Genomic DNA, 25,546 nt, shown 5'->3' on the forward strand with positions numbered 1-25,546 from the left:
CTCTAATTTATTTTTTTAAAAACTCTATTTTTCAATGCCTTAAACTTTTTCTTAACCACAAAAAAATTATCTATAAAAATTGTAAAATTTTCGTTTTTACCGTTAGTTTTAATTAGATTAATAACGCTATCTATCCTTTTTGTATGCATTTCATTTACACCATAACTTCTTGCATACCAAGTATGGTATAAAAATATTTCATCTTTAAATAAAACAGAGTTTGAAATTTCATCATTACATATTTTAGCGTCAAGAAAAAGTATTTTTTTCCCACTTCTTCTTAACCAAAAATAAAAACAATAATAAGGTTCATATATACTTTTAATATCAAATTCATTTATTAAATTAGATAAATTATCATCAAATTCATTTTCTAAAACATACTGATTTTTTAAAACCTCTTTTTCATTCCAAATAGCTTCTATTTCTTTATAACTTAAAATAGAAAAAAAAGTATTAATAGTCCATGGATTTTGCTTTCTATGAGGTATTACTCCTCCATCACGTACACCACAAACAGTGATGTTCTCTTTCTTCATCTCATTAATAAGAGTAAAAATCTTATCACTTTTGGTAAAAACAACATCCTCATCTGCCATAACAAGCCACTCAATTCCCTTTCCTTTTAGTTTTTTCATCATGTATTTAATACTGTGAATACCGTACATACCTTTTCTACCATCTATTACATACCTTTTTATGTCTTTCGGGAAAAACTGTGAAGTCTTTTTATATAATTCAAAATTAGCAACAGTAGTTAATATAGCTATTTTAGTTTTATCAATCATTCTAATTTAAATCCTTAAATTGTTTTTGATGACTTATTTCCCAAAGTGTTTTATCACTTAAAATTTTTATAAATTTTTGAGCAGAATTTCCTCCTCCAAAATTACTTTTAACCTCCATATTAGGAATTAATTCCACAAATTTAATTTGTTCTAGAATTTCAGTTTTTGAATAATTACCATTCAAAATAGTTTTACTCAAAACTCTGTTTTGCTGTCTAGTACCAATATTTATGGTCGGTACTCCATAATATGGTGCTTCTCTAACTCCTGCACTTGAATTTCCAATTATGAAATTCGCATTTTTTAATAAGGTTAAAAAATATTCAAATCGTAAAGATGGTAAAATTCTGAAGTTTTTGTGCGTATTTAATTTTTGATATGCATCCAGTATTTTTGAAGAACCTAAATCGTTATTTGGATAAATAACCACATAATTTTTATTACTCTCTATAAGTGCCGAAACAAAATTTTCAGCATATGTTTCAAGATGTTCAAATTCCGTAGTTACTGGATGAAACATAGCAATTGCATAACTTTTAAAAGTAATATCATAATAATCTTTTACTTCAGCAATAACCGGTAAATTACTAGAAAACATAATATCTATATCTGGTGATCCTATCTCAAAAATTGAATTGGAAATTTCTCCCATTTGAAGCAACCTATTTTCTGCTTCTTTATTAGATACAAAATGAATATGACTCAGTTTGCTAATGGAATGGCGTATCAATTCATCAATCGTACCTGAAATTTCGCCTCCTTCTATGTGTGCAACTAAAATATTATTTAAACTTCCAACAATGGCTCCCGCTAAAGCTTCAACCCTATCACCATGAACTACAATTAAATCCGGTTTTACTTTTTTAACATATGCGGAAAAACCTTCAATAGTCTTAGCTAAGGTTAAATCCATAGTAGTTTCGTTCGTAAAGTTTTCAAAAGTAGAAATATTTTTAAACCCTGCTTTTTCTATTTCTATTAAAGTATAACCATATTGCCGTTGTAAATGCATTCCTGTTACAAAAACATTGGCTTCAAACGCAGTATGGTTTTGAAGAATTTGTAACAAGGATTTTATTTTACCAAAATCTGCTCTAGTACCTGTTAAAAAAACTATTTTTTTCATTTACTTTTCCTAATTCTTGTTAAAATTATATCGACAACCTTTTTTTACTAGAAGTGGTGAACTATTTCACATCTTCCCAACACAATTGTTCATCATATAAAATATCCCTTTTTGCTTTTTTTCCTAAAATAGAATTAAAATGTTCTGCCTTAATTTCTCCTGTACCAGGACGTTTTACCCAAATATTTTTTTTAGTAAATTTTTCTCCTTTTTTAACATTTGCAATACTGCAAACTGTTGCAAAAGCAAAATCAATAGTCACTCGTTCCTCTTTAGAAGGTGCTTTAGTTCCTCCTCTCATCTGCCATATTTCCTTAGACCCTTTAATCAATTCCGAACATGCTTGCTCATCCATACTACAAACAATATCTGGTCCCGAACGCTCCATAGTATCTGTAAAATGACGCTCTAAAATACTTGCTCCCAAGGCTACCGCTCCTAAACAAGCATTATTATTAAGCGTATGATCCGACAAACCAAATACCTTATCTGGAAATGCTTTATGCATTTCTACCATTGCACCATAACGTACTAAATGAACTGGTGTAGGATACAAATTAGTTGTATGTAATAAAGCAACCGAAATTTTATGTTCATTAAAAATTTTGACTGCTTTTTTTACGCTTTCTATGGTGTTCATTCCAGTACTTAAAATTACCGGTTTACCAAATGTTGCTATATGTTCTAATAATGGATAATTATTACATTCTCCAGAGCCTATTTTATAAGCTTTTACTTGCATGCGTTCTAATCTATCTGCAGCTGCTCTTGAAAAAGGAGTAGAAATAAATAGCATTCCTTTTTTTTCCACGTATTCTTTTAATTTTAGTTCATCTTCTTCATTTAAAGAACAACGTTTCATAATTTCATAAATAGATACTTTTGCATTGCCTGGAATAACCTTTTTTGCTGCACTACTCATTTCGTCTTCTACAATATGTGTTTGATGTTTAACCATCTCAACACCTGCTCGTTTAGCAGCATCTACCATTTCAAAAGCAGTTTTTAAATAACCCTCATGATTAATCCCTATTTCAGCAATTACTAATGGAGGAAAATCTAAACCTATTTTTCTTCCTGATATTTCTATATGTGGATTCATTTTCTTTATCTTTATTTTTTTAAACGCTTTAATTTATCTTCAGTTCGAGTGAGAAGCGTATAGATAACTATTTTAAAGCACTTCTCGATACGATTTTTTCAAAATTACTCAAAGTGACGTTTCATTAAATACGCTGCATATTCAAAATCCTCTTTAGTATCAATATCAACACTAGCAAAAGGATGATTTACAATAAAAGGATGATTATTTTCTCCTAAAATTTTATTTTCTAAAACTAAGGATGCTTTTGTAATATATAATAAGCCATTTTCATAATATAATGGTTCTAAATTCTGGCTGCGTTGTCCTATATTATAGTTGTAAGGCTCAAATCGGTCATGCACTATTTTTCCAAATTTTTGATGATTCCTTGTTACCGTCATTAAACTATCGTAATTGCCTTCTTTAAATTTTTGTAATGCTTCTTTTAATAAATTAACAGGACGTAAAGGATTGGTTGGTTGCAATAATATTACTGTATCAAAAATTTCTTTATTATGCTCTAATACATGTTTCATAACTGAAACGGTTGTAGCATTATCTTCTGCTAAATGCTTTGGTCTATCCAAAACTTCTACATTATTTTTTAAAGCAATATCTTTAATAGTTCTGTCTTCTGTTGATACTACTATCTTATCTATATTATTTTCTTTTGCATAATTTATGCTGTGTACTATAAGTGGAATACCATTTAATGGTAACAGGTTTTTATTTGGTAATCTTTTTGAACCGCCACGAGCTGGTATGATTGCAATGGTTTTAAGTTTTTTCATTCTATTGTAAAAATACGGACTATTTTATTGATTTTTAGGATTCCAATACAATTTTGTATTAGGAAGTTTGCTATACTCTTTAAACTCAACTGAAGTTAACCTATTAGAATTTTTGCTCAATTTAAATGTATTATATGCAACATCAAATAATGCTTGAATAATTGCAATTAAAGCTTTAAAATCTCCTTTAAAAACCTTTAATTTTATTTGCATCCATAAAGTATATATCATTTTTTTAGGAATTAATTTAAAAGGATAAAATAAAAAATATAAGTACCATCCCGAACGTAATGAACGTCTTAAACGCACTTGATAGTCTTTTTTATTTTTTCTTGCCTGTAAACTAACTCGATGATGTACTACTATTTCAGGCACATAATATATTTGCCATCCCTTTTTAAATAGTTGAAAAGCAGCAAAATCTTCTTCTCCATAAAAAACAAACCAATCAGGATAATTTGGGATTTCATTCCAAGCTTTCATATTCCAAACATGACCACAACCAACAAATCCTTTAACTCTAATTGATTGTTCGGTTGTATCGATTACTTTTGGTGAAATTTTCCCCCAATAAATTCGAAATGCTAAAACACCACATTGTTGGTTATTTTTAAAATAATTTTCAATAATCTCTAAAGGATTATTTGTGATAAAATGTGCATCGTCATCTAAAGAAATAGCAAAATTAGCCGAGGTTAAATTAAGTAATCTATTTCTACTATAAATTAATCCTTTACTTTTTTTATTACTAATTAATTTAATTGTAGGATACATGTTTATAATAAAACTTGAAGTACCATCCGTAGAACCATCATCACAAATAATACATTCTACATCTTTTCTATTAAGTAAATATTCTATTTCTTGAAGTGTATATTTTAATTCTTCAAGCCTATTTTTAGTAGTAATAAGTATTGAAAATTTTAGAGTTTCCTTCATATCTCACCTCTAATAATTAGAAATCATTTTTTTAGGTAACTTTTTATACCTATAGTATAGTTTTCTAAAATTTTTATTTGAAAATAACCTTGGAAAAAGCCTATTTTTAATAAAAAAATGAAAATTAGATATCTTTTTACTATTCTTTAAATTTATTAAGCTACAAACATCATCTAAATTATTAATAATATGCAACTTATCTTCCATCCAAGATTCCTTTACATTCCCCATGTGAAAAGCAAAATTACCATTTATAGTTAACCTCCAAAGTCCTTTTTTTAAAGGTAATCTATCTAAATATGCTTCTGAATTGGCCCCCATTTTAGCGTTGATGTAAGTTGTAATAGTTTCAAACAACTCTCTTTTATATGTTGCAACTACATGACCCGATCCAATTATTGCTGAATTTTTTCCATTTTTAATAGTTAAGTGCTTTTCCAAATAACTAGAGTTATAGTTTTTGTCCCACCCTATACTTTTATAAAATTGTTTTAATTCATTTTTATTAAACACTTCTGTAAATCGTACATTTTTTGAGAAAAAAGTATCAAACAATACATTACTACAGTTACTTTCAAATAATTTAAATTGTGGAATTAACCCTACTACTCCAGTTTTTGGAAATATATTAAATACTTTTGCGGTTTCTTGTTGCCAATTTTGTTCAAAAAGTACGTCTGCATCTGTAATAGTTACTAAATTAATAGTATTACCTACAACCCCTTTTAAAATAGCATTTAGTTTACCTATATTTTCAGTATGAATAACTTCATGGATTTTTTGAAGACCATATAATTCATTTAAATAATTTACAATTTTAATATAACTTCCATTATTAACAACTGTAAAGTATGTTTTACTATGACATGTTTTAAATAAAGACTCTAAACAGTACTTAAAAATTTGAAATGCATCTTTAAAATAAGCTTCTTCATTAGGTATAAAAACAGGTATTATCACATGATGTGTATAATTTGTGCTTTCAAGTTTTTTATCTTTATAAGGATTATTACCTATTCTCATTTTTACTAAAAATATTATTTAAAATTTTAGGCTTATAAATTATTTTTTTTATGGCTTTAACAAAAAAGTCAAAATTGAATAACATAAAAGTACTTTTAACACTAAAATATATCAAATTAATTTTTTTAGATTCTTTTGCCAATTTAAAATGAAAGATAGATTTATGTAAAAAGTGCTCACGCAATATAGCTAAACTATTTTTATCTAATCGATTCTTTACATTTTCAAAAATTAAATTAGTTGCTTTTATCCTAGAATATAATGTACTAATTTCATTATTGCCATTTATACTATTTTCATGAGATCTAAAATAGTATAGCACCTCATTCAGACATATATAATTTGTCGAAAAACTAAGTAACCTTGAATAAAATTCCCATTCTTGTTTCCTTTGAAGTGTTACATTAAACAGCTTTTTACTATTTAAAAACTCTCTTCTAAACAAAGGCCCATTAGTATGAAAGTTCACCTTTCCCATGATATGGTCTATCAGTGGGTTTTCTGAACATATATTATTCCAATATTGGATTACATTTTGAGTATTGCCTTCGTATTCTACGCCTTCACAAACAACAAAGTTTGCAGATGAATGTTTCAAAAGATCTACTTCTTTTTTCAATTTATCTTTATGCATTAAATCATCACTATCAAACCACTGAATATAATCTCCTTGACTTAATTCAAAACCATAATTTCTACAAGCATTAGCACCTTTTAATCTGTCTGTTGGCCTATTATAATATTTAAACCTACTATCCTTTTTACAATATTTTAATATTATTTTCTCAGTAGCATCTGTTGAGCCATCATCAACTATAATACATTCCCAATTACTATAACTTTGCTGTAAAATAGAATCTAACGTTTCAGCTATTAATAGTTCTCTATTAAATACTGGAATTATTATGGAAACCAATTGTGAGTTCATTAAACTAATTTAAATGTAAAAATACGCTTAATTCTTGTTAAGATTGGGAATGTTTTATATACTCTTTTTAATTTTAATAATTTTAGATTTTTAATTATTGCATTAAACCAAAATAACAAATCATCAACTAATTTAGTATTATTTAAACCTCTATTAATCCAAACCTTTTTCCATATTAAATCAATTTTTGAAATTCTAATATGTTCTTTATAGCACCAATTTAATAAAGATTCATACATTTTTAAATTATTTACAGCATATAAACTATCATTATTAAATGAAGTATTTTGTTTATGTACACCACGCATAGCCACAGGTTTATCAATAATTCCTGATTGTAAATTCGCTTTTAATGACATTTTTATCCATAATTCCGTGTCTTCTGCAACTTCAAGTATATTATTAAAATAACCCACTTTATTAAAAATAGTTTTCCTAACTGTTAACCCTATGCCAGAAAAATATCCCATATGTCCAATAGGTCCCATATTTTCGAATAAGTTTTCTGGTGCAATTCTATCCCTAATAGTTGTTAATTTCAGTTTTTCCTTTTCAATAATGGTAGAATCTCTATAAAAATGGGCGCTTATTGCATTATAAACGCCATCAATATTAGGGTGTGCTTCTAAAATTTCAATATCTTTAGTAAATCTATTAGGTAAATAATAATCGTCTGCATCTAAAAAAGCAATATACTTACTACTTGCATTTTTAATCCCTAAGTTTCTACTTGCTGAACGCCCATAGTTCTTTTTATCTGGATGTTGAAAAATTTTAATTATTACATTATCCTTAGCTAACCTATTACAAATTTGAAATGAAGTATCTGTGCTACCATCATCTACAATAATAATTTCATTTACCTCAGATTGTATTAAAACCGAATTGAGAGCTTTTTCTATAAACTCTTCGGCATTAAATACTGGAATTATTACTGTAATATTGAATTTCATAAAGAATTACTCTTATTTTGAAGAACTACCTTCAATAAACGTATAAATCACACTTCGTCTTAAAAATTTAAGGAAATAATAAATGTTAAAATTTTTTAAATATAATTTAGTTAAAACAAACCAATCCTTTATTTTAAATTTTCTATTTCTTTTAATAGCTACTTCATAACCTATTAATAGTCTAAGACGTTGAATTTTATCAAATAAATAAAATTTATTAAAAATGATATATTTAGAAAACTCCTCTGAAGCTAAATTCTTTAATTTAATATTATCTAAACTTCCTGAAATACTAATATTTGTAATTCTAATATATACAAGACCTTCATTTATAGTATATATACCTTTAAAGTCTGAAAATTCTAATACTGCTAAAATATCTGAGCACCATGCTAGTGGAAATTCTTTAAATCCAATACTAGTAATCTTTTTTCTTCCAAATATATATTCACTTAAAGAATTTCGTTTATTTCTAAATAAAAAATCTACTGCATTTTCTATCTTTGGATGGGTATAAATATCTGAAATTAAATCTCCTAGTTCATTTATTTTACAAGTTGAATACCTAACAACTGATATATTTTTTTTCTTAATTTCAGGTAAGTTTTCGTAAAATGATTTTACATTGTGTTTATCTAACACATCATCATCTCCTAAAATTTGTACCCATTCCTCATCTTCAACCATTGCAATACATCTTTCCCATTGTTTAACTAATGAAGTTCCTCCTAAATTCTCATTATATCTATGATAAGTATAATTAAATTGATCTTGATATTTTTTTAGTACGTTTAAAGGATTTTCTGGACTAGCATCATCTCCAATATAAACCTTAAAGCTTTTATCTGTCTGACTTGCTAAAGATTTCAAAGTTTCTTCAAAAAAAGTGATTTTATAATATGGAATTACTATTGCTAGCATTAATATTTATGTAATTAATTAAATTCATCTATTCAATTTTTTTTTTAAATACTTAAACGGTTTTAATATAAAATGCCCTAATTTATATGATTTTGAATTATATATAATACTATTTTGCATCTCTAAACCTTTATTTGTTATTTCATTTCCATCAAAAATTGAATCATTTTGATTTTTAAATACATCATCCGATACAATTGCAATCATATACAAAGGCTCAAATTCTTTCTGTTCTATTTTTAAATATTCTCCTGTATACAATGATATTCTATTTTTATTTTTATCATCTAAAATTATTGAATTCCCATTAACAAATTGTTGGGTAAGCAATTGCAGGTTCTTAAAATATTTAAATAACAACTCTACAAATTCTCTTTTATATAATTCTTTAACATGAAAATTATTTTCAAAATTTCTTCTGTCAGAATAATATAATTTATCTGGAGTTGAAATAATTAAAATTCCGTTTGGCCTTAAAACTCTTTTTATTTCAAGCATCATTTCCTTATGTTGCTCATGATGTTCTATTGTTTCAAAACTAATAACTACATCAACACTTGAACTATCAATAGGAATTCTACTTGTACTTCCTACCAGAAATTGCAGATTTTGTTGACTATATTTTAATTTAGCCTTATTTATTGATACTTCGCTTATATCAACTCCATATGCAAATTTTGCTTTTTTCGCTAAAAGATTAGTTCCATAACCTTCTCCAGAAGCTATATCTAAAACAATCTTATTTCTAACAAAATTTAAAGCAATAACATATCTATGTAAATGATCAATTGTATCTCTTGAATAAACAAATGTTTCTAACCTCTCTCCTGTCCATTTTTTCATATCTATTAATCCCAATTTAATAGTGGTCTTATTATTCCAGGAAATCTTCCAGAATAACTACCTCTAGCTGTATTTTCACCTATTTCATCAATAACATTAAACCCTACTATATCCATTACATGTAATTCAACATGAAACGGATTATAACGCATAATTGCAAAGCTGCAAAAATAATATCCATCAGCTAAAAAATTTTCAGGAATTGTTATTGTCTTTGAATAAATCCCTAATGGTAAGGACTTTCTTAGTGTCATTGAATTTTTATCATGTGAACTTAACACGTGCAAATTTTGATTATTAAACAAATTAAAACCATGCGTAAATAACTGATTTTCTTTCAAAATTTCATACGTGAATTCAATTTTAATTTTATCTGCTATTGAATGATTAATTGCAACAACATTATTTTTATTGTAAACTTTCACTCCTAACAGCCTAACAAAGTCAGACTTTGGGGCTTGAGAAACAGGCCATTTTCTAGATGCATTATTCGTAGATTTATTTAAATACATGTCAACCGCATCATCTATAATACCTTTAAAAACAACACGCCCATTTTCTAACACAATTCCTCTAGTGCATAAATTCTGTACAGCAGCCATATTATGACTCACAAACAACACCGTACGCCCTTCCCCCTTGCTAATATCCTGCATTTTACCTATAGCTTTTTTTTGGAACTCCACATCGCCTACTGCCAACACTTCATCTACCACTAAAATATCTGGTTCTAAATGTGCGGCAACAGAAAATGCCAAACGCACCGTCATTCCACTACTATAGCGTTTTACAGGTGTATCAATATAACGTTCAACCCCTGCAAAAGAAATAATCTCTTCTAATTTACTGTTAATTTCTTTTTTAGTCATCCCTAAAATAGCACCATTTAAAAAAATATTTTCTCTGCCTGTAAGCTCTGGATGAAAACCTGTACCTACTTCTAATAAGGAGGCTATCCTTCCTCTAGATTTTATACTTCCTGTAGTTGGGCTAGTTACTTTAGATAATATTTTCAACAAGGTAGATTTTCCCGCACCGTTTTTTCCTATAATACCTAGTACTTCTCCCTGTTGTACTTCAAAATTAATATCTTTTAAAGCCCATACATAATCAGAAGTTCCTTTTGTTGCTCGATCATTTACATCGCCTATTTTTAAAAATGGGTCCTCTTTTCCTCGTACTTTATACCACCAGCGATTTAAATCGTGACTAATAGTACCCGTACCAATGGTTCCTAAACGGTATTGTTTAGATAAGTTTTCTATTTTTAAAATGGTATTACTCATATTCCTTTTAACTTTCCCCTAAACCGTATCAATAAAACTTTTTTCGGTTCTATTAAAAATAATTAAACCTACAAAAAATATAATTATAGTTATTACAGTAGCATAAATTATTCCGTTGGCATCTATTTTTCCATCATTTAAAAGCATTACCCTTGAGGTTTCTATAATATGTGCCATTGGGTTATATTCCACAATCCATGAGTATCCTGCTAACTTTTCTTTTATTAAGGAAATTGGGTACATTACTGCAGAAACATACATTAATAATTGCACCCCAAAACCAACTAAAAAAGTTAAGTCTCTATATTTGGTTACCATAGACGAAATAATCATACCTAATCCCAAACCTAGCATTGCCATTATAAGGATTAAAACTGGATATAATAATACTAAATTGCTTGGGTAAATTGTCATTCCTTTAGCTACATAAAAGACATAAAAACCTATAAAAACAGCTAATTGAATTCCAAATTTTAATAAATTAGAAATAACAATAGACATTGGCATAATAATTCTTGGAAAATACACTTTTCCAAAAAGATTTGCATTTTTTTTAAAAGTGTCTGAAGTAGCTGTTAAACATTCTTTGAAGTAATTCCATGAGGTAACTCCGGCTAAATTGAATAAAAAAGGTGGAATATTACCTGTTTCTATACCTGCAACTTTGTTAAAAATTATCGTAAAAATTATAGACGTAAATAAAGGCTGTATTAGATACCAAAGCGGGCCTAAAATTGTTTGTTTGTATAACGTAACCACATCACGTTTTACAAAAAGCATTAATAAATCACGATATTGCCAAACTTCTTTTAAGTTTAAACTCAGTAATTTATTTTTTGGGGTTATTTCAAACAACCAATCATCTTGTTTAGAATGCTTTGCCATCAATTAGGGTTAAAAAGACTTTATTAATTATTATATAAAATTATGGTTTTGGTAAATATACTCTATTGCTATTTATTTTAAAAATATACTGCCATACAATTTTATTAATCAACTCCAATAAAGTGGAGCAATCTTTATTATTTACTCATGCCATTAACTACCAACCTATTCTTACTTACAAACCTGCAAGGATGTAAATTTTGCTACTCGAACTAAAAGTTTCATGATCAGTCCATTTTCATCTTCTTCACTTTTTACTTTATAAATACTATATTTGGCCGTCGAAAAACAAGTTTACTATGCCCAACCAAACATTGTGGGGTCACCCAAAAGGATTATACATATTATTTTTTACAGAATTATGGGAACGCTTTTCTTATTACGGAATGCGTGCTATTTTGGTATTATATGTGACAGCAAAAACCACTGCATTAAACCCGGGAATGGGTTGGAATAATGTATCGGCATTAGAATTGTACGGATGGTATACTATGATGGTATATGTGATGTCGGTTCCAGGTGGATTATTAGCAGACAGATTTTTAGGTCAGAAAAAAACCGTGTTATTGGGTGGATTTCTATTATGTATAGGGCATTTTATTTTAGCTTTTGACACTTTATGGGCTTTTTACACAGGCATTGTTTTAATTATTTTGGGTGTTGGAGGTTTAAAGCCAAACATATCAACAATGGTTGGAGGCCTGTATAAAAGTGGTGATGTAAAAAGAGACACCGCTTTTACTATTTTTTATATTGGAATTAATATAGGTGCATTTACTGCTCCATTAATTGTGGGTTATGTTGGAGAAGAAATCAATTGGCATTATGGATTTGGATTAGCAGGAATTGGAATGGCAATTGGTCAAATTGTGTATATGTTTGGACAAAAATATTTAAAAACAGTTGGAAATTTTGTGCCTGTGATAAAAGAAAATGGCATTCGAAAAAAAGTAAAATTAACCTCTATTGAAAAAGATAGGATGCTAGTACTTATTTTATCATTTATTATTGTTATTGTTTTTTGGGGAGCTTATGAACAGGCTGGTGGACTCATGAATTTGTTTGCTCGAGATAAAATTGACAGATCAATAATGGGGTTTGTGATTCCAGCTAGCTACTTTCAAGCACTTCCTGCTTTTTATGTGATTTTATTTGGAATGCCTATTGCTTATTTATGGACTCAATGGCGCAAAATGGGTAAAGAATCCTCTTCACTATTTAAAATGGGAATTGGTACCATAATCATGGGCTTCGGATTTTTATTATTGGCAAAAGCTGCCTCAAATGCTTCTATTTCTTTCGATGGAAAAGCTTCTGTTTATTGGCTTTTTGCAGTATATTTATTACATGTTATTGGGGAGTTGAGTATTTCTCCAGTTGCCTTATCTTTTATTACTAAATTAGCTCCTGTTAAATATGCTTCCCTAATGATGGGGATATATTTTATGGTTACAGGCCTGGGGAATAAATTAGCTGGGATGTTGGGTGAAGCTGCCCAAAACACAAGTGAGAAAACCATTTTTATAAGCGTATTTATTTTTTGCGTTGCTTTTGGTCTTGTTTTAGTGCTTTTTGTTAAAAAGTTAAAAAAACTTACCCATGGTGCAGATGTTGATTCAAACACAAATCCAATAGTGGAAATTAGCTAATTTTAGCAAACCTATATGAATTACATTTTTTAATTTAAAATTATTTAAACGGTTTAATTATTCCAACTATTATTACTTCTATCTACGTCAGGTAATTTATGTTCAGGGTCTAATTCAACTGTTTTAATTTTGCTGTTACTATCTAATTTTAAGGTAAAATGTGAATCACGCTCCCAAATTTCTACAGGCAATTTTATATTTTTAATTTTTCCATTGCTTTCCGTAATACGCATTAAAACTGGTAGTACTAATTTATTTCTGTTTTCCAGTTGTATTAAAGCACCTTGTTTTGGATCATTGTTTATATACTGAACATCCGTAACTGCCTGATCAAGGTTCCAGTTATTAAAAAACCAACCTCGCCAGAACCACGCTAAATCTTCACCAGTACCATTTTCCATAGCTCTAAAAAAGTCGTAAGGCGTAGGGTGTTTATATGCCCAATGTTTTACATAATTTTTAAAAGCATAATCAAAACGCTGGGGATCTACTATTACTTCACGTAGCAAAACCAATCCAAATGCTGTTTTAAAATAAGAAACCGGATGAGTATCTTCCCTTTTAAAATTATCAGCGGCTGTCATAATTACGGGAATTTCAGGTTTGGTCATTATAGCAACAATTTCATCTGCAGGATTACCACCTTTTGGAGCATATTCTCCATCTCGTTTTGGAGCATATTCTCCATGGTTAAATTCGGCTTGCGCATAAATATCCACAAAAGTATTAAAACCTTCATCCATCCAAGCATATCTACGTTCATTACTTCCCACAATCATTGGAAACCAATTATGTCCAATTTCGTGTGCTATTATACTATATAAATGTTTTGAAGTTACTTTCCAATAATCAAACGTAATACCTGGAAATTCCATTCCACCTACTCTTCCACCTACGTTAATAGCAACCGGATACGGATACACAAACCATTTATCTGAAAAGGATTCCACCGACTGTTTTAAATATTCCGTAGCCCTGCTCCAAGCAGTATCGCCTACACTTTCAACTGGATATACACTCATAGCTAACGCCGTTTTACCTTTCGGCAAATTTATTTTGGCAGCATCCCATACAAAGGCTGTAGAAGCAGCCCAAGCAACATCTCGGGTATTTTCCATTTTAAAATGCCAAGTAACCTGTTCTGAGTTTTTTGTTTTTGTTTTTTTAACCGATTTTTCTACTTCTTTAGGTGTTCTTATTACAACTGTTTTATCCGATTTTTTTGCAATTTCTAGTCTTGCAAGGTCTTGTTTATTTAACGTTTCTTTCGGATTTAATAAAGACCCAGATCCCATTACTAACATTCCTTTTGGTAAAGTAACACTGTAATCAATTGTACCATAATCTAAGTAAAATTCTCCTGCTCCTAAAAAAGGTTTTGTGTCCCAACCTCGAATATCATCAAATACACACATTCGAGGATAAAAATAAGAGACCTCATAAATTTTTCCATTTTTGGTTGATAAAATAGCAGCTCTACCATCATTTTCGCCTAAAATATAATCGTAGTTAATTGCTATTTTTAGTTGCCCTTTTTTAGCTGTCAAATCACTATTCAATCGTATTTGCATGCGTGTATCATTAATAAGGTAGTCAGCATTTACCCATTTATTTTCAACGAATATTTTAACATTTTTAATATGAAATCCTTTTTGACTAGTTTTTAACAACGATTCAGAATACGATGACGCCGCAGCTCTAGAATCAGGTTTAGCTATGTTTTGATCTAATTGCAACCATACAAAAGGCAGCGCAACTGGACTATTATTATGATAATCAATCTCTACTTTTCCAGAAATAATATTTGTAGTAGTATCTAAAGCTACTTGAACCTTATAATTTGCTTGATTTTGCCAATAAGATTCACCAGGTGTTCCATCAGCACTTCGATATTGGTTAACTTGCGTATTGTAAAACAAGGAAGCAAATGCTTTTTGTGAATTTGTTTGTTGAGAAAAAAGTGGGAAAGTATTTATCAAAAAAAAGGATACAATTAAAAGGAAGTTTATTTTTTTCATCTATGATTGTTTAAATGGATTTCTTTAATGCTCTACTACAAATCTAAAATTAAAATTCAGATTTCAATTTTAATTTTAATTTTTCTTGGCTCTTTCATATTGCACAGGCCAAGTAATTTCTAATTCCAATTCAGATGCTGCCCGTAAAGGGAAATACGGATCACGCAATAATTCACGTCCTAAAAATACCACATCTGCTCTATTTTCTGTAATAATACTGTTTGCTTGGTCAGCTGTAGTAATTAAACCAACTGCTCCTGTTAAAATACCCGTAGCTATTTTAATATTTTCAGCAAACTCAACTTGGTATAATGGTTTAATTGGAATTTTAACACCTGCTATATTCCCTGCAGTTGAACAGTCTATTAAATCAATAGTTTTTGCTTTTAAAATTTCTGCTAATTTAATCGAATCCTCGTTTGACCATCCTTCTGTGGACCATTCTGTTGCAGAAATTCTTACAAATAACGGATTTTCTTCTGGCCAAACTTTTCGAATACTTGCTATAACTTCTAATAAAAACCGAATTCTATTTTCAAAACTTCCACCATAAATATCTATTCTTTTATTGCTTACAGGAGATAGAAACTCGTTAATTAAATAACCATGTGCTGCGTGTATTTCTATTATTTTAAATCCAGCTTCTTTGCTCCGTTTTGCAGCATCCTGAAAATACTGAATGGTTTTGCTAATATCTGAAATACTCATTTCTGTTGGAATTGTATCTCCTTCCTGAAAAGGGATAGCACTTGGTGCTAAACATTGCCAACTAAGGTCTTGATCTTTTGTTGTGGCATCTTTCCAAGGACGTGAATGACTTGCCTTTCTTCCTGCATGTGCCAATTGAATACCTGGAACAGAGCCTTGCTGCTCCATAAAACGGGTTATTCGTTTTAAAAAAGGGATGTGCTCGTCTTTCCAAATACCTAAATCGTTAGGAGAAATTCTTCCTTCCGGGCAAACCGCAGCTGCTTCCATAATTACTGCAGAAGATCCTCCTGTTGCTAGGCTACCATAATGTACCAAATGCCAATCGTTTGCAAAACCATCTTCACTTGAATATTGACACATTGGTGAAACTATGATTCTGTTTTTTAACTGTATATTTTTAATTTTTAATGGTGAAAATAAGTGTATCATGTTAATCCTTTTAAATAAAATTAATTTATGTTTTAGATTCCCTAATATTTACAAAATTTTAAATAAATCCGATGGATGATTTAGTATAAATTTTGCGCCATTTGCAATCAATTCATTTTTATCTCTATAACCCCAAGCAACTCCAACGGCAAACATTCCTGCATTTGTTGCTGTTTGCATATCAATTCCGCTATCTCCTACAAATACTATTTCATTTGGATTCAAATTAAATTTTTTACTAATTTGAATCGCTGTAACTGGGTTCGGTTTTTTTGCTTCTTCGTTGGTTAATCCAATAACGGCTTCAAAATTATAAGTAGGAAACAGTTCTGCTACTATTTTTTTTGCAAGATGATCAGCTTTATTGGTTAGTATTGCCATTTCTATTTTTTGGGAAACTAATGTGTCTAGTAAATTAATAATTCCGTTATATGGCTTTGTTTTATTAGTGCAATTTGAAGTATATATAGCAATCATTTCATTCCAACATGTATCCATAAACTCCTTTTCATTACTTTTTTTAGCTACTGCCTTCTTCAATAAATCCCTGATTCCACTTCCTAGAAACTGTTCGTAGGTTTTCAGATTATGAGTAGGTAAATCATTTTGTTTCAGCATAACATTCATCGCATCCGCAATATCTTCAACTGAATTTATAAGTGTACCATCTAAATCGAATATTACACCTTTAAATCCATTTGCCACTTTATTTGTCATAGGCTTACTGATAAATGAAATTTATGCTTAATTAAGTATTAGTATTTTCTTTATTTAACTCCAAATATTTATCTACAAATGCTTTAATGCCATCTTCTAGTTCTGTTTCTGGTTTAAAATTTATATACTTAAATAAACTCTCCACATTGGCATAGGTGCTTTGAACATCCCCTGGTTGCATTGGTTTAAAAACAATTTTTCCCTTTTTGCCTAATGCTTTTTCAACAGCATGCACATAATCCATTAAAGCTACCGGACTATTATTACCTATGTTAAAAAGCTGGTACGCTTTGGAACTTTTAGAAGGTATCGGTTTTTTTGGGTTAAACTCTGGATTATTTTCTTTTGGAGGAAGAGGCAACAAGCGTTTTACACTTTCAACAATATCACCCACATAAGTAAAATCTCTACTCATATTACCATTATTAAAAACTTCAAATTCTTTATCTTCTACCATAGCTTTTGTAAAAATATGTAAAGCCATATCTGGTCGTCCCCAAGGTCCGTAAACCGTAAAAAAACGTAATCCTGTACACGGAATATTATATAAATTTGCATAGGAATGCGCCATCATTTCATTTGCTTTTTTACTTGCAGCATACATTGCTAATGGATGATCGGTACAATTATCTTCTTTAAAAGGAATTTCTTCACTAAGCCCATAAACTGAACTTGAAGATGCAAAAACTAAATGTTCTACTGGATAAGCTCTACAACTTTCTAAAATATTTAAAAACCCCGTAATATTACTATCTACATACGAATGTGGATTTTTTAAAGAATACCTTACACCTGCTTGTGCAGCTAAATTTACCACATAATTAAATTTCTGCTCCTTAAATAGTTGCTTTATATTTTCTAAATCTGTTAAATCTAATTTTACAAAAGCAATAGTATCGTTTTGTAATAATTTATTGTATGCTATTTTACTAATATCAAAACCTAAATCCGTTAACCTAGCTAATTTTAACTTAGGATCATAATAATCATTAATATTATCTAATCCAACTACTTCATAATTTGATTTTATTAATAATTTTGCTAAATGATGGCCAATAAAGCCTGCCATTCCCGTAATAAGTACTTTCTTTTTATTTACTGTCATTTTTATAGGTCAATTTTCTGTTTCTGTACATCAACATTACAAAAATAGAATTTAAATAAACAATCCTTAAAAAAGCTTGTAATTATTTTAGGGTAGTAATATTAAAAATCAAATTATCGTGTTAAATTTGAACCACAAAATTATATATACAAATGAACAAACAATTAATAGAATGCGTTCCAAACATTAGTGAAGGACGCGATATGCATAAAATACAAGCAATTTCTAATGTTGTTGAAACTGTAGAAGGCGTAAAATTGTTAGATGTTGACCCTGGAAAAGCTACCAATAGAACCGTAATTACTTTTGTTGGAGAACCAAAAAATGTAATTGAAGCAGCTTTTAGGCTAATTAAAAAGGCAGCAGAACTAATTGATATGAGTAAACATTCTGGAGAACATCCACGTTTTGGAGCTACCGATGTTTGTCCATTAGTTCCTATTGCTGGAATAACTATGGAAGAAACTGCTAAATACGCACACCAATTAGGAAAACGTATTGGAGAAGAGTTGGAAATTCCAGGATATTTTTACGAAAATGCTGCAACAGAAGAAAAAAGAAAAAATTTAGCTAGTTGCAGATCTGGAGAATATGAAGGTTTAAAAGAAAAATTAAATAACCCAGATTGGAAACCAGATTTTGGTCCAGCAAATTTCAACGAGTCTGTTAAAAAAACTGGTGCCATTGCAATTTCTGCTCGCGACTTTTTAATTGCCTATAATGTAAATTTAAACTCTACTTCTACTCGTAGAGCAAATGCGGTTGCATTTGACATACGTGAAGCTGGTAGAATTAAACGAGAAGGAAATTCTTCCACAGGTAAAAAAGTATTAGATAAAAATGGAGAACCTGTTCGTATTCCAGGAAAACTAAAAGCAGTAAAAGGTATTGGCTGGTTTATTGAAGAATATGGAATTGCTCAAATATCCTATAATTTAACCAATATAAATATCACCTCTATGCATGTGGCTTTTGATGAAACAGTTAAAGCTGCTGATAAAAGAGGATTACGTGTTACAGGTTCCGAATTAATTGGATTAATTCCTTTACAAGCAATGCTAGATGCTGCGGATTATTTCTTAAAAAAACAAGAACGATCTTTAGGTATTTCTGAAGCTGAAAAAATAAAAATAGCAATAAAATCACTAGGATTAGATGATTTGAAGCCTTTTAATCCTAATGAAAAAATAATTGAATATCTATTAAAAGAAGATTCTAAAAAACTAGTAGATTTAACAGTTACAGAATTTGCTGAAGAAACCGCTGGGGAATCTATGGCTCCTGGTGGTGGTTCTATTTCTGCATATGTTGGTGCTTTAGGAGTTTCGTTAGGAACTATGGTTGCTAACCTTTCAGCCCACAAACCTGGCTGGGACGATAAATGGGAGTACTTTTCTGATTGGGCTGTAAAAGGTCAAAATTATAAAAATCAATTACTTTTTTTGGTAGATGAAGATACTAATGCTTTTAATAAAATTATTGAAGGTTTTAGAATGCCAAAAAAAACGGAGGAAGAAAAATTAGCTAGAAAAAATGCCATTGAAACTGCAACTAAATATGCAACAGAAATACCTTTTCAAGTAATGGAAACTTCTTATAATTCTATGGAAGTAATGAAAGAAATGGTTTATAATGGCTTACAAAATTCATTATCCGATGCTGGAGTAGGAATTTTATGTGCAAAAACTGCAGTAACTGGTGCTTATTTTAATGTACGTATAAATGCGAAAGATATTAAAGATAGAGATTTTGCAGAAAATATAATTAAAAAAGCTACGGATATATACCATAAAACCATATTAATTGAAAAAGAAATTATGGAATATATAGATAGTAAAATGTAATCTATAAAAACACTTCTACAAGCTTCAGACGTTCTAAATTTAGTATTACTGAGCTTGTCGAAGTGTTTTAAAATTATCTTGAATAATTAGGAGCTTCTTTAGTAATAGTAACATCGTGTGGATGACTTTCCATCATTCCGGCTGCTGTAATTTTAACAAATTTAGCTTCTTTTTGCGAGTGAATATCTTTAGCACCACAATAACCCATTCCGGCACGTAATCCTCCAACAAACTGATGCATGGTTTCAAATAATTCTCCTTTGTAAGGAACTCTTCCTACAATTCCTTCTGGTACTAATTTTTTAATATCATCTTCAACATCTTGAAAATAACGGTCTTTAGAACCTTCTTTCATAGCTTCCACAGAACCCATTCCTCGATAAGATTTAAATTTTCTTCCTTCAAAAATTATAGTTTCACCTGGAGACTCTTTTGTTCCTGCTAATAAAGAACCTAACATAACAGAATCTGCACCAGCAGCAATAGCTTTTGGAATATCACCAGTGTATCTTATTCCTCCATCTGCAATTACTGGTATTCCTGTACCTTTAATAGCATTAGAGACTTCAATAATTGCTGATAATTGAGGATATCCAACACCTGCAACTACACGAGTAGTACAAATAGATCCTGGTCCAATACCTACTTTTACGGCATCTGCTCCTGCTTCTACTAAATATTTTGCAGCATCACCAGTAGCAATATTACCAACAATTACATCAATTTGAGGAAATTCATTTTTAATTTCTTTTAAAACTCCAACCACACCTTTTGTATGTCCATGAGCTGTATCAATAATTAAAGCATCTACACCTGCAGCAACTAATTTAGATGCTCTTTTAAGTGCATCACCTGTAACTCCAATTGCAGCTGCAACCCTTAAACGCCCATATTGATCTTTATTTGCATTTGGATTTTCACGAACTTTTATAATATCTCTATAAGTTATTAATCCAACTAGTTTATAATTTTCATCTACAACAGGTAGTTTTTCAATTTTATTATCTTGTAAAATGATTTCAGCTTGTTTTAAAGAAGTACCAACAGAAACTGTTACTAAGTTTTCAGAAGTCATAACTTCTTCAATTTTTCGAGTATTATTTTTTTCAAACCTTAAATCGCGATTCGTAATAATTCCGATTAGCTTTGTTTGAGCATTTACCACTGGAATTCCTCCAATGCTATATTTTTTCATTAAGTTTTTTGCATCACCAACAGTTCCGTCTTTAGTAATCGTAACTGGTTCAATTATCATACCTGATTCAGAACGTTTTACAGCTTTTACTTCTGCTGCTTGTTTTTTAATGGTCATGTTTTTATGTAAAACTCCTATACCACCACTACGAGCCATAGCAATTGCCATTTCAGATTCAGTAACTGTATCCATTGCTGCGGAAACAATAGGAACGTTTAAATCTATATTTTTACTAAATTTAGATTGAATATTTACTTCTCTTGGAAGTACTTCTGAAAAGGCTGGAATTAATAAAACATCATCGTAAGTTAAACCTTCACCTACAAATTTTGAAGAATTGGAAATCATAATGCAATCAACTTTAAAATTAATTGCAGGCAAATTTACATGTTTTAATTGATTTTAACCTATTTATTTTTTAAGTGTTTTAAATAATGGATAATTACTTTTCTAATATCGTTTGCAGTTTCTGTTTTTTTAGGAGTATAAACACTTACAACTCCTTTATTTTCAGTAGTTAAAAACGGAATGTCATACCCCTTTAATAAATAATCGCTAAAAGCAACGGTATATATTTTAGTGTCTATTATTTTTTTATTATTTACTAACCAAGTTTCATTATCTGTATTATAGGTTGCTAAATAGCGTTGTAAATAAGCTCCTTTACCTGCATGTTCTCTTCCATATTCCAATACTTCTTTAAGTAAACTTCCAGTTAATTTAACTTTTAAAATGCCTCCTCCAAAAGGCATAACTCTAAAAATATCAAAACCTGTAATATCTCCTGATAACTGATCGTCAATTCTAATAGATCCTCCATTAACAATTGTACAATCTACCTTGTTATCAAAAGCATAAGCCATAGATTTTGTAATGAGTTCTCCTAAATTTGTTTGTACGCTTCTAATTGGTGTATCTCTGCCATCTAAAGGAACATTTGTATGATAAAGCACCGCTCCTGGATTATCTAAAATTTTATTCAACTTTTCATCTAAAAACAATCCCCATTTATCTACAATTTTTTTCACTTTCTCATCTGGCTTAATTTTATCATCAATGTTAACTAATGTAGAGTTTATGGTTACTTTTTTTGTTTTAGTGTTATACGTTATTCTATGAACATAAACTGTTTTTGCGTTTGCATCGGCTTTAGTTACTTTTCCTTTTCCAACAGGAATAGACATGTTTACATGCTCATGACCTCCCATAATTAAAGGAACTTCAGGAAGCATTTTTAATATTTTTGTATCATCTTCTTTAGTAACATGAGTTAATCCAAAAACAATCTTTGCGTTGTTTTTTAATGAATTATATGCTTTTTTAGCAGTTTTATAAAAATCATCATAAACAATATAATCTTTAGGATTTGCATTTACTGTTGCGCTAAAAAATCCTATTTTAATAGCTTTGCCTTCTTTATTTTTAACCTCAAAAGTTACTGTTTTTGGAATATTTTGCATTTTACCATTTCTTAAAATTGAAAAAGGTAAAATTGTATCTCCTTTTTTATGCTTTAAATTAGTTGCAATCCATTTAAAATTAGATTCATTTAAACGATCTTGTAGTTCATTTTCATTCAAATCAAACTCATGGTTACCAAATGCTACTAAATCAAAATGCATAGCATTCATAACTTCAATCATTTGTTTTCCCTTAATTCTTTTTCCTTTATATTTAAGTGTTCCTAACAAAGAAGGATTTAAAAAATCTCCAGCTAAAAACATATAGGTATTTGGATTTTCTTTTAATAACTGTTGATGCAAAGTTTCCACTCTTGCCATTCCTCCTACTTTTCCTCCTTCTAATGGAGCAATTTCATAAACGTCATTTAATTGTAAAAAAGTAAATTTTATTTCGTTGTTTTGTTTTGTACAGCTTGTTGTTGACAAAAGCAAAAGACTTATTAATAAGTAGCCTAATTTTTTCATTTTTGTAGTTTAAAAGGCAAACTTAACTTTAATTACAATAATATAAAAGCAGATTATAGCTTAGTTTTTTAATTAACTATTTTTTCGCAAAAAGTTGTTGGATGATTATAATTACTGCTAATGTGTAACTTAATGTCATTAAAATTCCTGAAAACATAATAACATATTTAACCCAAATAAAGCCTTTCCATAAAAAATAAATCCCTCCAAAAGTTAATACTACAGAAACAAATGGTTCAAACATTAAAAAATGTTTGATTTGTTTATTAATAGAAGTAGTAGATAAAATTAAAGATAAAAGAAAGAATATAACCGACATAGATAAAATATGATTATGTATGATAGTTAAAACCTCATGCTCACTTTTTTTGAATTTCATAATTTCAGCATTCTCATTATTTTCATTTCCTAAATATTGGGTTTCAATACCTGATGGTTGCATAGATGTAGTTTTATTTATAAAACTAACTCCTCCATAAAATCCAACACTTAAAACGATAATAAAAATTGCAATAACCGTTTTTATCTCCTTAGGTAATTTGTGTATTAATCCGTGTACTTGCATTAAATTATTTTTTTACGATGTAGTATAGAAATGCTTTGTAGTAATTTTTCCATTTGAAAAGTAATAGATTTAGCTGAAATAGTTGCTCCCGAAATTCCAGCAATATCATTTCCATATTTTAAGGAATTATCCACGCTTTTTCCAATAAATTGTTTTAGCCATCTTTTACTGCCTATTTCACCTCCTCTATCTTCTCGATAAACTAATATTTTTACTTTTTTTATAACCAAATTCGAATTAAAAATAACTAAAAAGTCAAAATAATCCACTTTTCCAAAAGCTTTACCTTGGTAATAATAGCCTAAATTTTTACTATCAATATTTATTTTTTTAAAATTTGAATCCGTAATTTTTATAGGTAATTCTTTATTTAAATCTTCTTTAACTTTAATTGATTCTATAGTGAAATTATCAATTACAAACGTCTTTTTTATTTCACTATTAATAAGTTTATCTATTTTATTAATAGGTTTAAAAGCCACCAAAGCTGTTAAAACTATAAAAAATAAGATTTCTTTTTTCATCTTTTAAATTTTAAAATAAAAAGAAGCAAATTATTATAATTTGCTTCTTTAAAGTAATTATTAAAACCAAATTGCTATACCTGCATTAAACTGTTTTGAAGTTTCACTTCCTGAAATAGCATTATTTACAAGTTGATAATCTGCTTTAAAAGCTGCTCCATTAGCTACTTTATAATTTAAACCAAACACTAACTCGTTTTTATCGTTTGCTAAGTTTTTAACTAAACTTCCTGCTGTTTTAGCCTGAGTATTGTACTTTTCATAACGTAAAAATGGAGTTATTTTTTCTACACCTTTTAAGTTAAAACTATAAGCAACTTCTCCATAAAAACCATTCATTTCTGATCCTAAATCACTACCTATTAATGTGTTGTATTGTTCAGTATCGGATAACTTCGTATAAATATATTGACTTCTGAATTCAAAATTTTGGTAACGATACCTTGCATCTAAACCAATCATAGTAATTCCAACAGTAGAATCTTCAATAGTGGTATCGTCTGTTTGAGAACGCCCAAAATAACCTGACAAACCTAAACGCAAGCCTTGAATACCATAATAATCTATTTTGGTTGAAAAATTTGGAGAGCTAACATTAGATTCTGCACCTTTTTGACGACCTTTTCTTAAACCATCCACACCTCGTAATAATCCAACGCCATCTTTATACGAACTAAACCCGTTAAACACGTAAAATTGATATTTTATGGATGCATTATAAATATTACCGTTTATTCCAACTCCTATTTCTCTCCATGTTGTTGGAACAATATATTTATCTACATTAGGCCGTTCAACTCCATAATAAGTTGTTGGTTCATGATATTCATTTATAATCCCCATTGGAACTAACATCAATCCAGCTAAAACATTAAAATTAGAATTTACCTTATATGAAATATATGCTTGTTCTACAAAAACTTCTTTTACGTGCTCATATTCAATTTCCGTTAAAAAACTTACTTTATCATTAAATTTATAACCTAATAACATTACTAATCGATGAACATCTAAATCTCCTGATGTTGAACCATCTGGTTCATTATAATCTACTTGTGCATAACCTCCAATAGTAACGCCAGATGTAGTAACATTTCCTAAAATTCGTTGTCCTGAATTTTGTTGTAAATTATTTGTTTTTGTTTGTGAATAACCTGTTAATGAGATTAATATAACAGAAACTGCAATTGTAATTTTTTTCATTTTTAATTGTTATTTTTATTTAGACTTATTATAAATAAGTAACAAAAGTAACAAAGTGATTTTAAACTAGAAAGTTTTATTTATAATAATT

Annotated in this window: 23 protein-coding genes; 2 read left to right on the forward strand and 21 right to left on the reverse strand. The window is 29.3% G+C overall.

Annotated features, from left to right (window positions below):
* Positions 1-2: 2 nt before the first annotated feature.
* The 12 genes from R3342_RS01420 to R3342_RS01475 all read right to left on the reverse strand — a co-directional run bounded on the left by R3342_RS01420 (position 3) and on the right by R3342_RS01475 (position 11,567).
* Entirely contained in the window at positions 3-788 is a 786-nt protein-coding gene (locus R3342_RS01420; RefSeq protein WP_318937875.1) for a hypothetical protein, read from the reverse strand.
* A 1-nt stretch (position 789) separates the two neighbouring features.
* The gene (neuC, locus tag R3342_RS01425) at positions 790-1,914 is read right to left on the reverse strand and encodes a UDP-N-acetylglucosamine 2-epimerase (protein ID WP_318937876.1); all 1,125 of its coding nucleotides are present in this window, start codon (positions 1,912-1,914) and stop codon (positions 790-792) included.
* Between the two features lie 61 nt (positions 1,915-1,975).
* Positions 1,976-3,016 (reverse strand): N-acetylneuraminate synthase, encoded by a 1,041-nt coding sequence (neuB, locus tag R3342_RS01430; protein WP_318937877.1) that lies wholly within the window; start codon positions 3,014-3,016, stop codon positions 1,976-1,978.
* Positions 3,017-3,120: 104 nt separating this feature from the next.
* Positions 3,121-3,789: an acylneuraminate cytidylyltransferase family protein gene (locus R3342_RS01435; RefSeq protein ID WP_318937878.1), complete on the reverse strand. Its 669-nt coding sequence runs from the start codon at positions 3,787-3,789 to the stop codon at positions 3,121-3,123.
* Positions 3,790-3,813: 24 nt separating this feature from the next.
* Positions 3,814-4,728, reverse strand: a complete 915-nt coding sequence (locus R3342_RS01440; protein ID WP_318937879.1) for a glycosyltransferase — start codon at positions 4,726-4,728, stop codon at positions 3,814-3,816.
* 9 nt (positions 4,729-4,737) lie between these two features.
* Positions 4,738-5,751, reverse strand: coding sequence for a glycosyltransferase (locus R3342_RS01445; protein ID WP_318937880.1), 1,014 nt, complete (start codon positions 5,749-5,751; stop codon positions 4,738-4,740).
* Positions 5,738-6,679 (reverse strand): glycosyltransferase family 2 protein, encoded by a 942-nt coding sequence (locus tag R3342_RS01450; protein ID WP_318937881.1) that lies wholly within the window; start codon positions 6,677-6,679, stop codon positions 5,738-5,740. Before R3342_RS01450 ends, R3342_RS01445 begins: the two co-directional genes overlap by 14 nt.
* Complete coding sequence (locus R3342_RS01455; RefSeq protein WP_318937882.1) at positions 6,679-7,632, reverse strand: glycosyltransferase family 2 protein; 954 nt, start codon at positions 7,630-7,632, stop codon at positions 6,679-6,681. The genes R3342_RS01450 and R3342_RS01455 overlap by 1 nt, the downstream gene beginning before the upstream one ends.
* Before the next feature lie 12 nt (positions 7,633-7,644).
* A complete protein-coding gene (locus R3342_RS01460; RefSeq protein WP_318937883.1) occupies positions 7,645-8,553 on the reverse strand; it encodes a glycosyltransferase family 2 protein in 909 nt (302 codons plus the stop codon).
* A 24-nt stretch (positions 8,554-8,577) separates the two neighbouring features.
* Entirely contained in the window at positions 8,578-9,396 is an 819-nt protein-coding gene (locus R3342_RS01465; RefSeq protein WP_318937884.1) for a class I SAM-dependent methyltransferase, read from the reverse strand.
* Positions 9,397-9,401: 5 nt separating this feature from the next.
* Positions 9,402-10,682, reverse strand: coding sequence for an ABC transporter ATP-binding protein (locus tag R3342_RS01470; RefSeq protein ID WP_318937885.1), 1,281 nt, complete (start codon positions 10,680-10,682; stop codon positions 9,402-9,404).
* An 18-nt stretch (positions 10,683-10,700) separates the two neighbouring features.
* Positions 10,701-11,567: an ABC transporter permease gene (locus R3342_RS01475; RefSeq protein ID WP_318937886.1), complete on the reverse strand. Its 867-nt coding sequence runs from the start codon at positions 11,565-11,567 to the stop codon at positions 10,701-10,703.
* Between the two features lie 299 nt (positions 11,568-11,866).
* On the opposite strand from R3342_RS01475, the gene R3342_RS01480 reads away from it, so the two are divergent.
* On the forward strand, positions 11,867-13,216 hold the full coding sequence (locus tag R3342_RS01480; protein WP_318937887.1) for a peptide MFS transporter: 1,350 nt from the start codon (positions 11,867-11,869) through the stop codon (positions 13,214-13,216).
* A gap of 53 nt (positions 13,217-13,269) precedes the next feature.
* Here the strand turns inward: R3342_RS01480 and R3342_RS01485 are convergent, their stop codons facing one another.
* The 4 genes from R3342_RS01485 to R3342_RS01500 form a co-directional block, all read right to left on the reverse strand.
* Positions 13,270-15,234: a M1 family metallopeptidase gene (locus R3342_RS01485; RefSeq protein ID WP_318937888.1), complete on the reverse strand. Its 1,965-nt coding sequence runs from the start codon at positions 15,232-15,234 to the stop codon at positions 13,270-13,272.
* A gap of 75 nt (positions 15,235-15,309) precedes the next feature.
* Positions 15,310-16,374: an NADPH dehydrogenase NamA gene (gene namA / locus R3342_RS01490; RefSeq protein WP_318937889.1), complete on the reverse strand. Its 1,065-nt coding sequence runs from the start codon at positions 16,372-16,374 to the stop codon at positions 15,310-15,312.
* Positions 16,375-16,422: 48 nt separating this feature from the next.
* Positions 16,423-17,091, reverse strand: a complete 669-nt coding sequence (locus R3342_RS01495; RefSeq protein WP_318937890.1) for an HAD family hydrolase — start codon at positions 17,089-17,091, stop codon at positions 16,423-16,425.
* Positions 17,092-17,122: 31 nt separating this feature from the next.
* Entirely contained in the window at positions 17,123-18,196 is a 1,074-nt protein-coding gene (locus tag R3342_RS01500) for an NAD-dependent epimerase/dehydratase family protein (protein ID WP_318937891.1), read from the reverse strand.
* A 152-nt stretch (positions 18,197-18,348) separates the two neighbouring features.
* Here R3342_RS01500 and ftcD point away from each other — a divergent pair, with 152 nt between their 5' ends.
* Complete coding sequence (gene ftcD / locus R3342_RS01505) at positions 18,349-20,040, forward strand: glutamate formimidoyltransferase (RefSeq protein WP_318937892.1); 1,692 nt, start codon at positions 18,349-18,351, stop codon at positions 20,038-20,040.
* Between the two features lie 73 nt (positions 20,041-20,113).
* Here ftcD and guaB read toward each other — a convergent pair whose 3' ends face one another.
* From guaB to R3342_RS01530, 5 genes are all read right to left on the reverse strand, one after another.
* Positions 20,114-21,583 carry an IMP dehydrogenase gene (gene guaB / locus R3342_RS01510; RefSeq protein WP_318937893.1) on the reverse strand — a complete coding sequence of 490 codons (1,470 nt, stop codon included), beginning with the start codon at positions 21,581-21,583 and terminating at the stop codon, positions 20,114-20,116.
* 59 nt (positions 21,584-21,642) lie between these two features.
* Positions 21,643-23,163 (reverse strand): bifunctional metallophosphatase/5'-nucleotidase, encoded by a 1,521-nt coding sequence (locus tag R3342_RS01515; protein ID WP_318937894.1) that lies wholly within the window; start codon positions 23,161-23,163, stop codon positions 21,643-21,645.
* Between the two features lie 76 nt (positions 23,164-23,239).
* A complete protein-coding gene (locus R3342_RS01520; protein WP_318937895.1) occupies positions 23,240-23,728 on the reverse strand; it encodes a hypothetical protein in 489 nt (162 codons plus the stop codon).
* The gene (locus R3342_RS01525) at positions 23,728-24,252 is read right to left on the reverse strand and encodes an FMN-binding protein (protein WP_318937896.1); all 525 of its coding nucleotides are present in this window, start codon (positions 24,250-24,252) and stop codon (positions 23,728-23,730) included. Before R3342_RS01525 ends, R3342_RS01520 begins: the two co-directional genes overlap by 1 nt.
* 60 nt (positions 24,253-24,312) lie before the next feature.
* Positions 24,313-25,455, reverse strand: a complete 1,143-nt coding sequence (locus R3342_RS01530; protein ID WP_318937897.1) for a hypothetical protein — start codon at positions 25,453-25,455, stop codon at positions 24,313-24,315.
* Between the last annotated feature and the right edge of the window lie 91 nt (positions 25,456-25,546).

This window comes from Lutibacter sp. (assembly GCF_033723435.1).
Lineage (GTDB): Bacteria > Bacteroidota > Bacteroidia > Flavobacteriales > Flavobacteriaceae > Lutibacter.

What these genes read in the sequence shown, in the direction of transcription:
- R3342_RS01420 (WP_318937875.1), bottom strand. Translation starts at nt 788, where the DNA reads ATGATTGATAAAACTAAAATAGCTATATTAACTACTGTTGCTAATTTT.
- neuC (WP_318937876.1), bottom strand. Translation starts at nt 1,914, where the DNA reads ATGAAAAAAATAGTTTTTTTAACAGGTACTAGAGCAGATTTTGGTAAA.
- neuB (WP_318937877.1), bottom strand. Translation starts at nt 3,016, where the DNA reads ATGAATCCACATATAGAAATATCAGGAAGAAAAATAGGTTTAGATTTT.
- R3342_RS01435 (WP_318937878.1), bottom strand. Translation starts at nt 3,789, where the DNA reads ATGAAAAAACTTAAAACCATTGCAATCATACCAGCTCGTGGCGGTTCA.
- R3342_RS01440 (WP_318937879.1), bottom strand. Translation starts at nt 4,728, where the DNA reads ATGAAGGAAACTCTAAAATTTTCAATACTTATTACTACTAAAAATAGG.
- R3342_RS01445 (WP_318937880.1), bottom strand. Translation starts at nt 5,751, where the DNA reads ATGAGAATAGGTAATAATCCTTATAAAGATAAAAAACTTGAAAGCACA.
- R3342_RS01450 (WP_318937881.1), bottom strand. Translation starts at nt 6,679, where the DNA reads ATGAACTCACAATTGGTTTCCATAATAATTCCAGTATTTAATAGAGAA.
- R3342_RS01455 (WP_318937882.1), bottom strand. Translation starts at nt 7,632, where the DNA reads ATGAAATTCAATATTACAGTAATAATTCCAGTATTTAATGCCGAAGAG.
- R3342_RS01460 (WP_318937883.1), bottom strand. Translation starts at nt 8,553, where the DNA reads ATGCTAGCAATAGTAATTCCATATTATAAAATCACTTTTTTTGAAGAA.
- R3342_RS01465 (WP_318937884.1), bottom strand. Translation starts at nt 9,396, where the DNA reads ATGAAAAAATGGACAGGAGAGAGGTTAGAAACATTTGTTTATTCAAGA.
- R3342_RS01470 (WP_318937885.1), bottom strand. Translation starts at nt 10,682, where the DNA reads ATGAGTAATACCATTTTAAAAATAGAAAACTTATCTAAACAATACCGT.
- R3342_RS01475 (WP_318937886.1), bottom strand. Translation starts at nt 11,567, where the DNA reads ATGGCAAAGCATTCTAAACAAGATGATTGGTTGTTTGAAATAACCCCA.
- R3342_RS01480 (WP_318937887.1), top strand. Translation starts at nt 11,867, where the DNA reads ATGCCCAACCAAACATTGTGGGGTCACCCAAAAGGATTATACATATTA.
- R3342_RS01485 (WP_318937888.1), bottom strand. Translation starts at nt 15,234, where the DNA reads ATGAAAAAAATAAACTTCCTTTTAATTGTATCCTTTTTTTTGATAAAT.
- namA (WP_318937889.1), bottom strand. Translation starts at nt 16,374, where the DNA reads ATGATACACTTATTTTCACCATTAAAAATTAAAAATATACAGTTAAAA.
- R3342_RS01495 (WP_318937890.1), bottom strand. Translation starts at nt 17,091, where the DNA reads ATGACAAATAAAGTGGCAAATGGATTTAAAGGTGTAATATTCGATTTA.
- R3342_RS01500 (WP_318937891.1), bottom strand. Translation starts at nt 18,196, where the DNA reads ATGACAGTAAATAAAAAGAAAGTACTTATTACGGGAATGGCAGGCTTT.
- ftcD (WP_318937892.1), top strand. Translation starts at nt 18,349, where the DNA reads ATGAACAAACAATTAATAGAATGCGTTCCAAACATTAGTGAAGGACGC.
- guaB (WP_318937893.1), bottom strand. Translation starts at nt 21,583, where the DNA reads ATGATTTCCAATTCTTCAAAATTTGTAGGTGAAGGTTTAACTTACGAT.
- R3342_RS01515 (WP_318937894.1), bottom strand. Translation starts at nt 23,163, where the DNA reads ATGAAAAAATTAGGCTACTTATTAATAAGTCTTTTGCTTTTGTCAACA.
- R3342_RS01520 (WP_318937895.1), bottom strand. Translation starts at nt 23,728, where the DNA reads ATGCAAGTACACGGATTAATACACAAATTACCTAAGGAGATAAAAACG.
- R3342_RS01525 (WP_318937896.1), bottom strand. Translation starts at nt 24,252, where the DNA reads ATGAAAAAAGAAATCTTATTTTTTATAGTTTTAACAGCTTTGGTGGCT.
- R3342_RS01530 (WP_318937897.1), bottom strand. Translation starts at nt 25,455, where the DNA reads ATGAAAAAAATTACAATTGCAGTTTCTGTTATATTAATCTCATTAACA.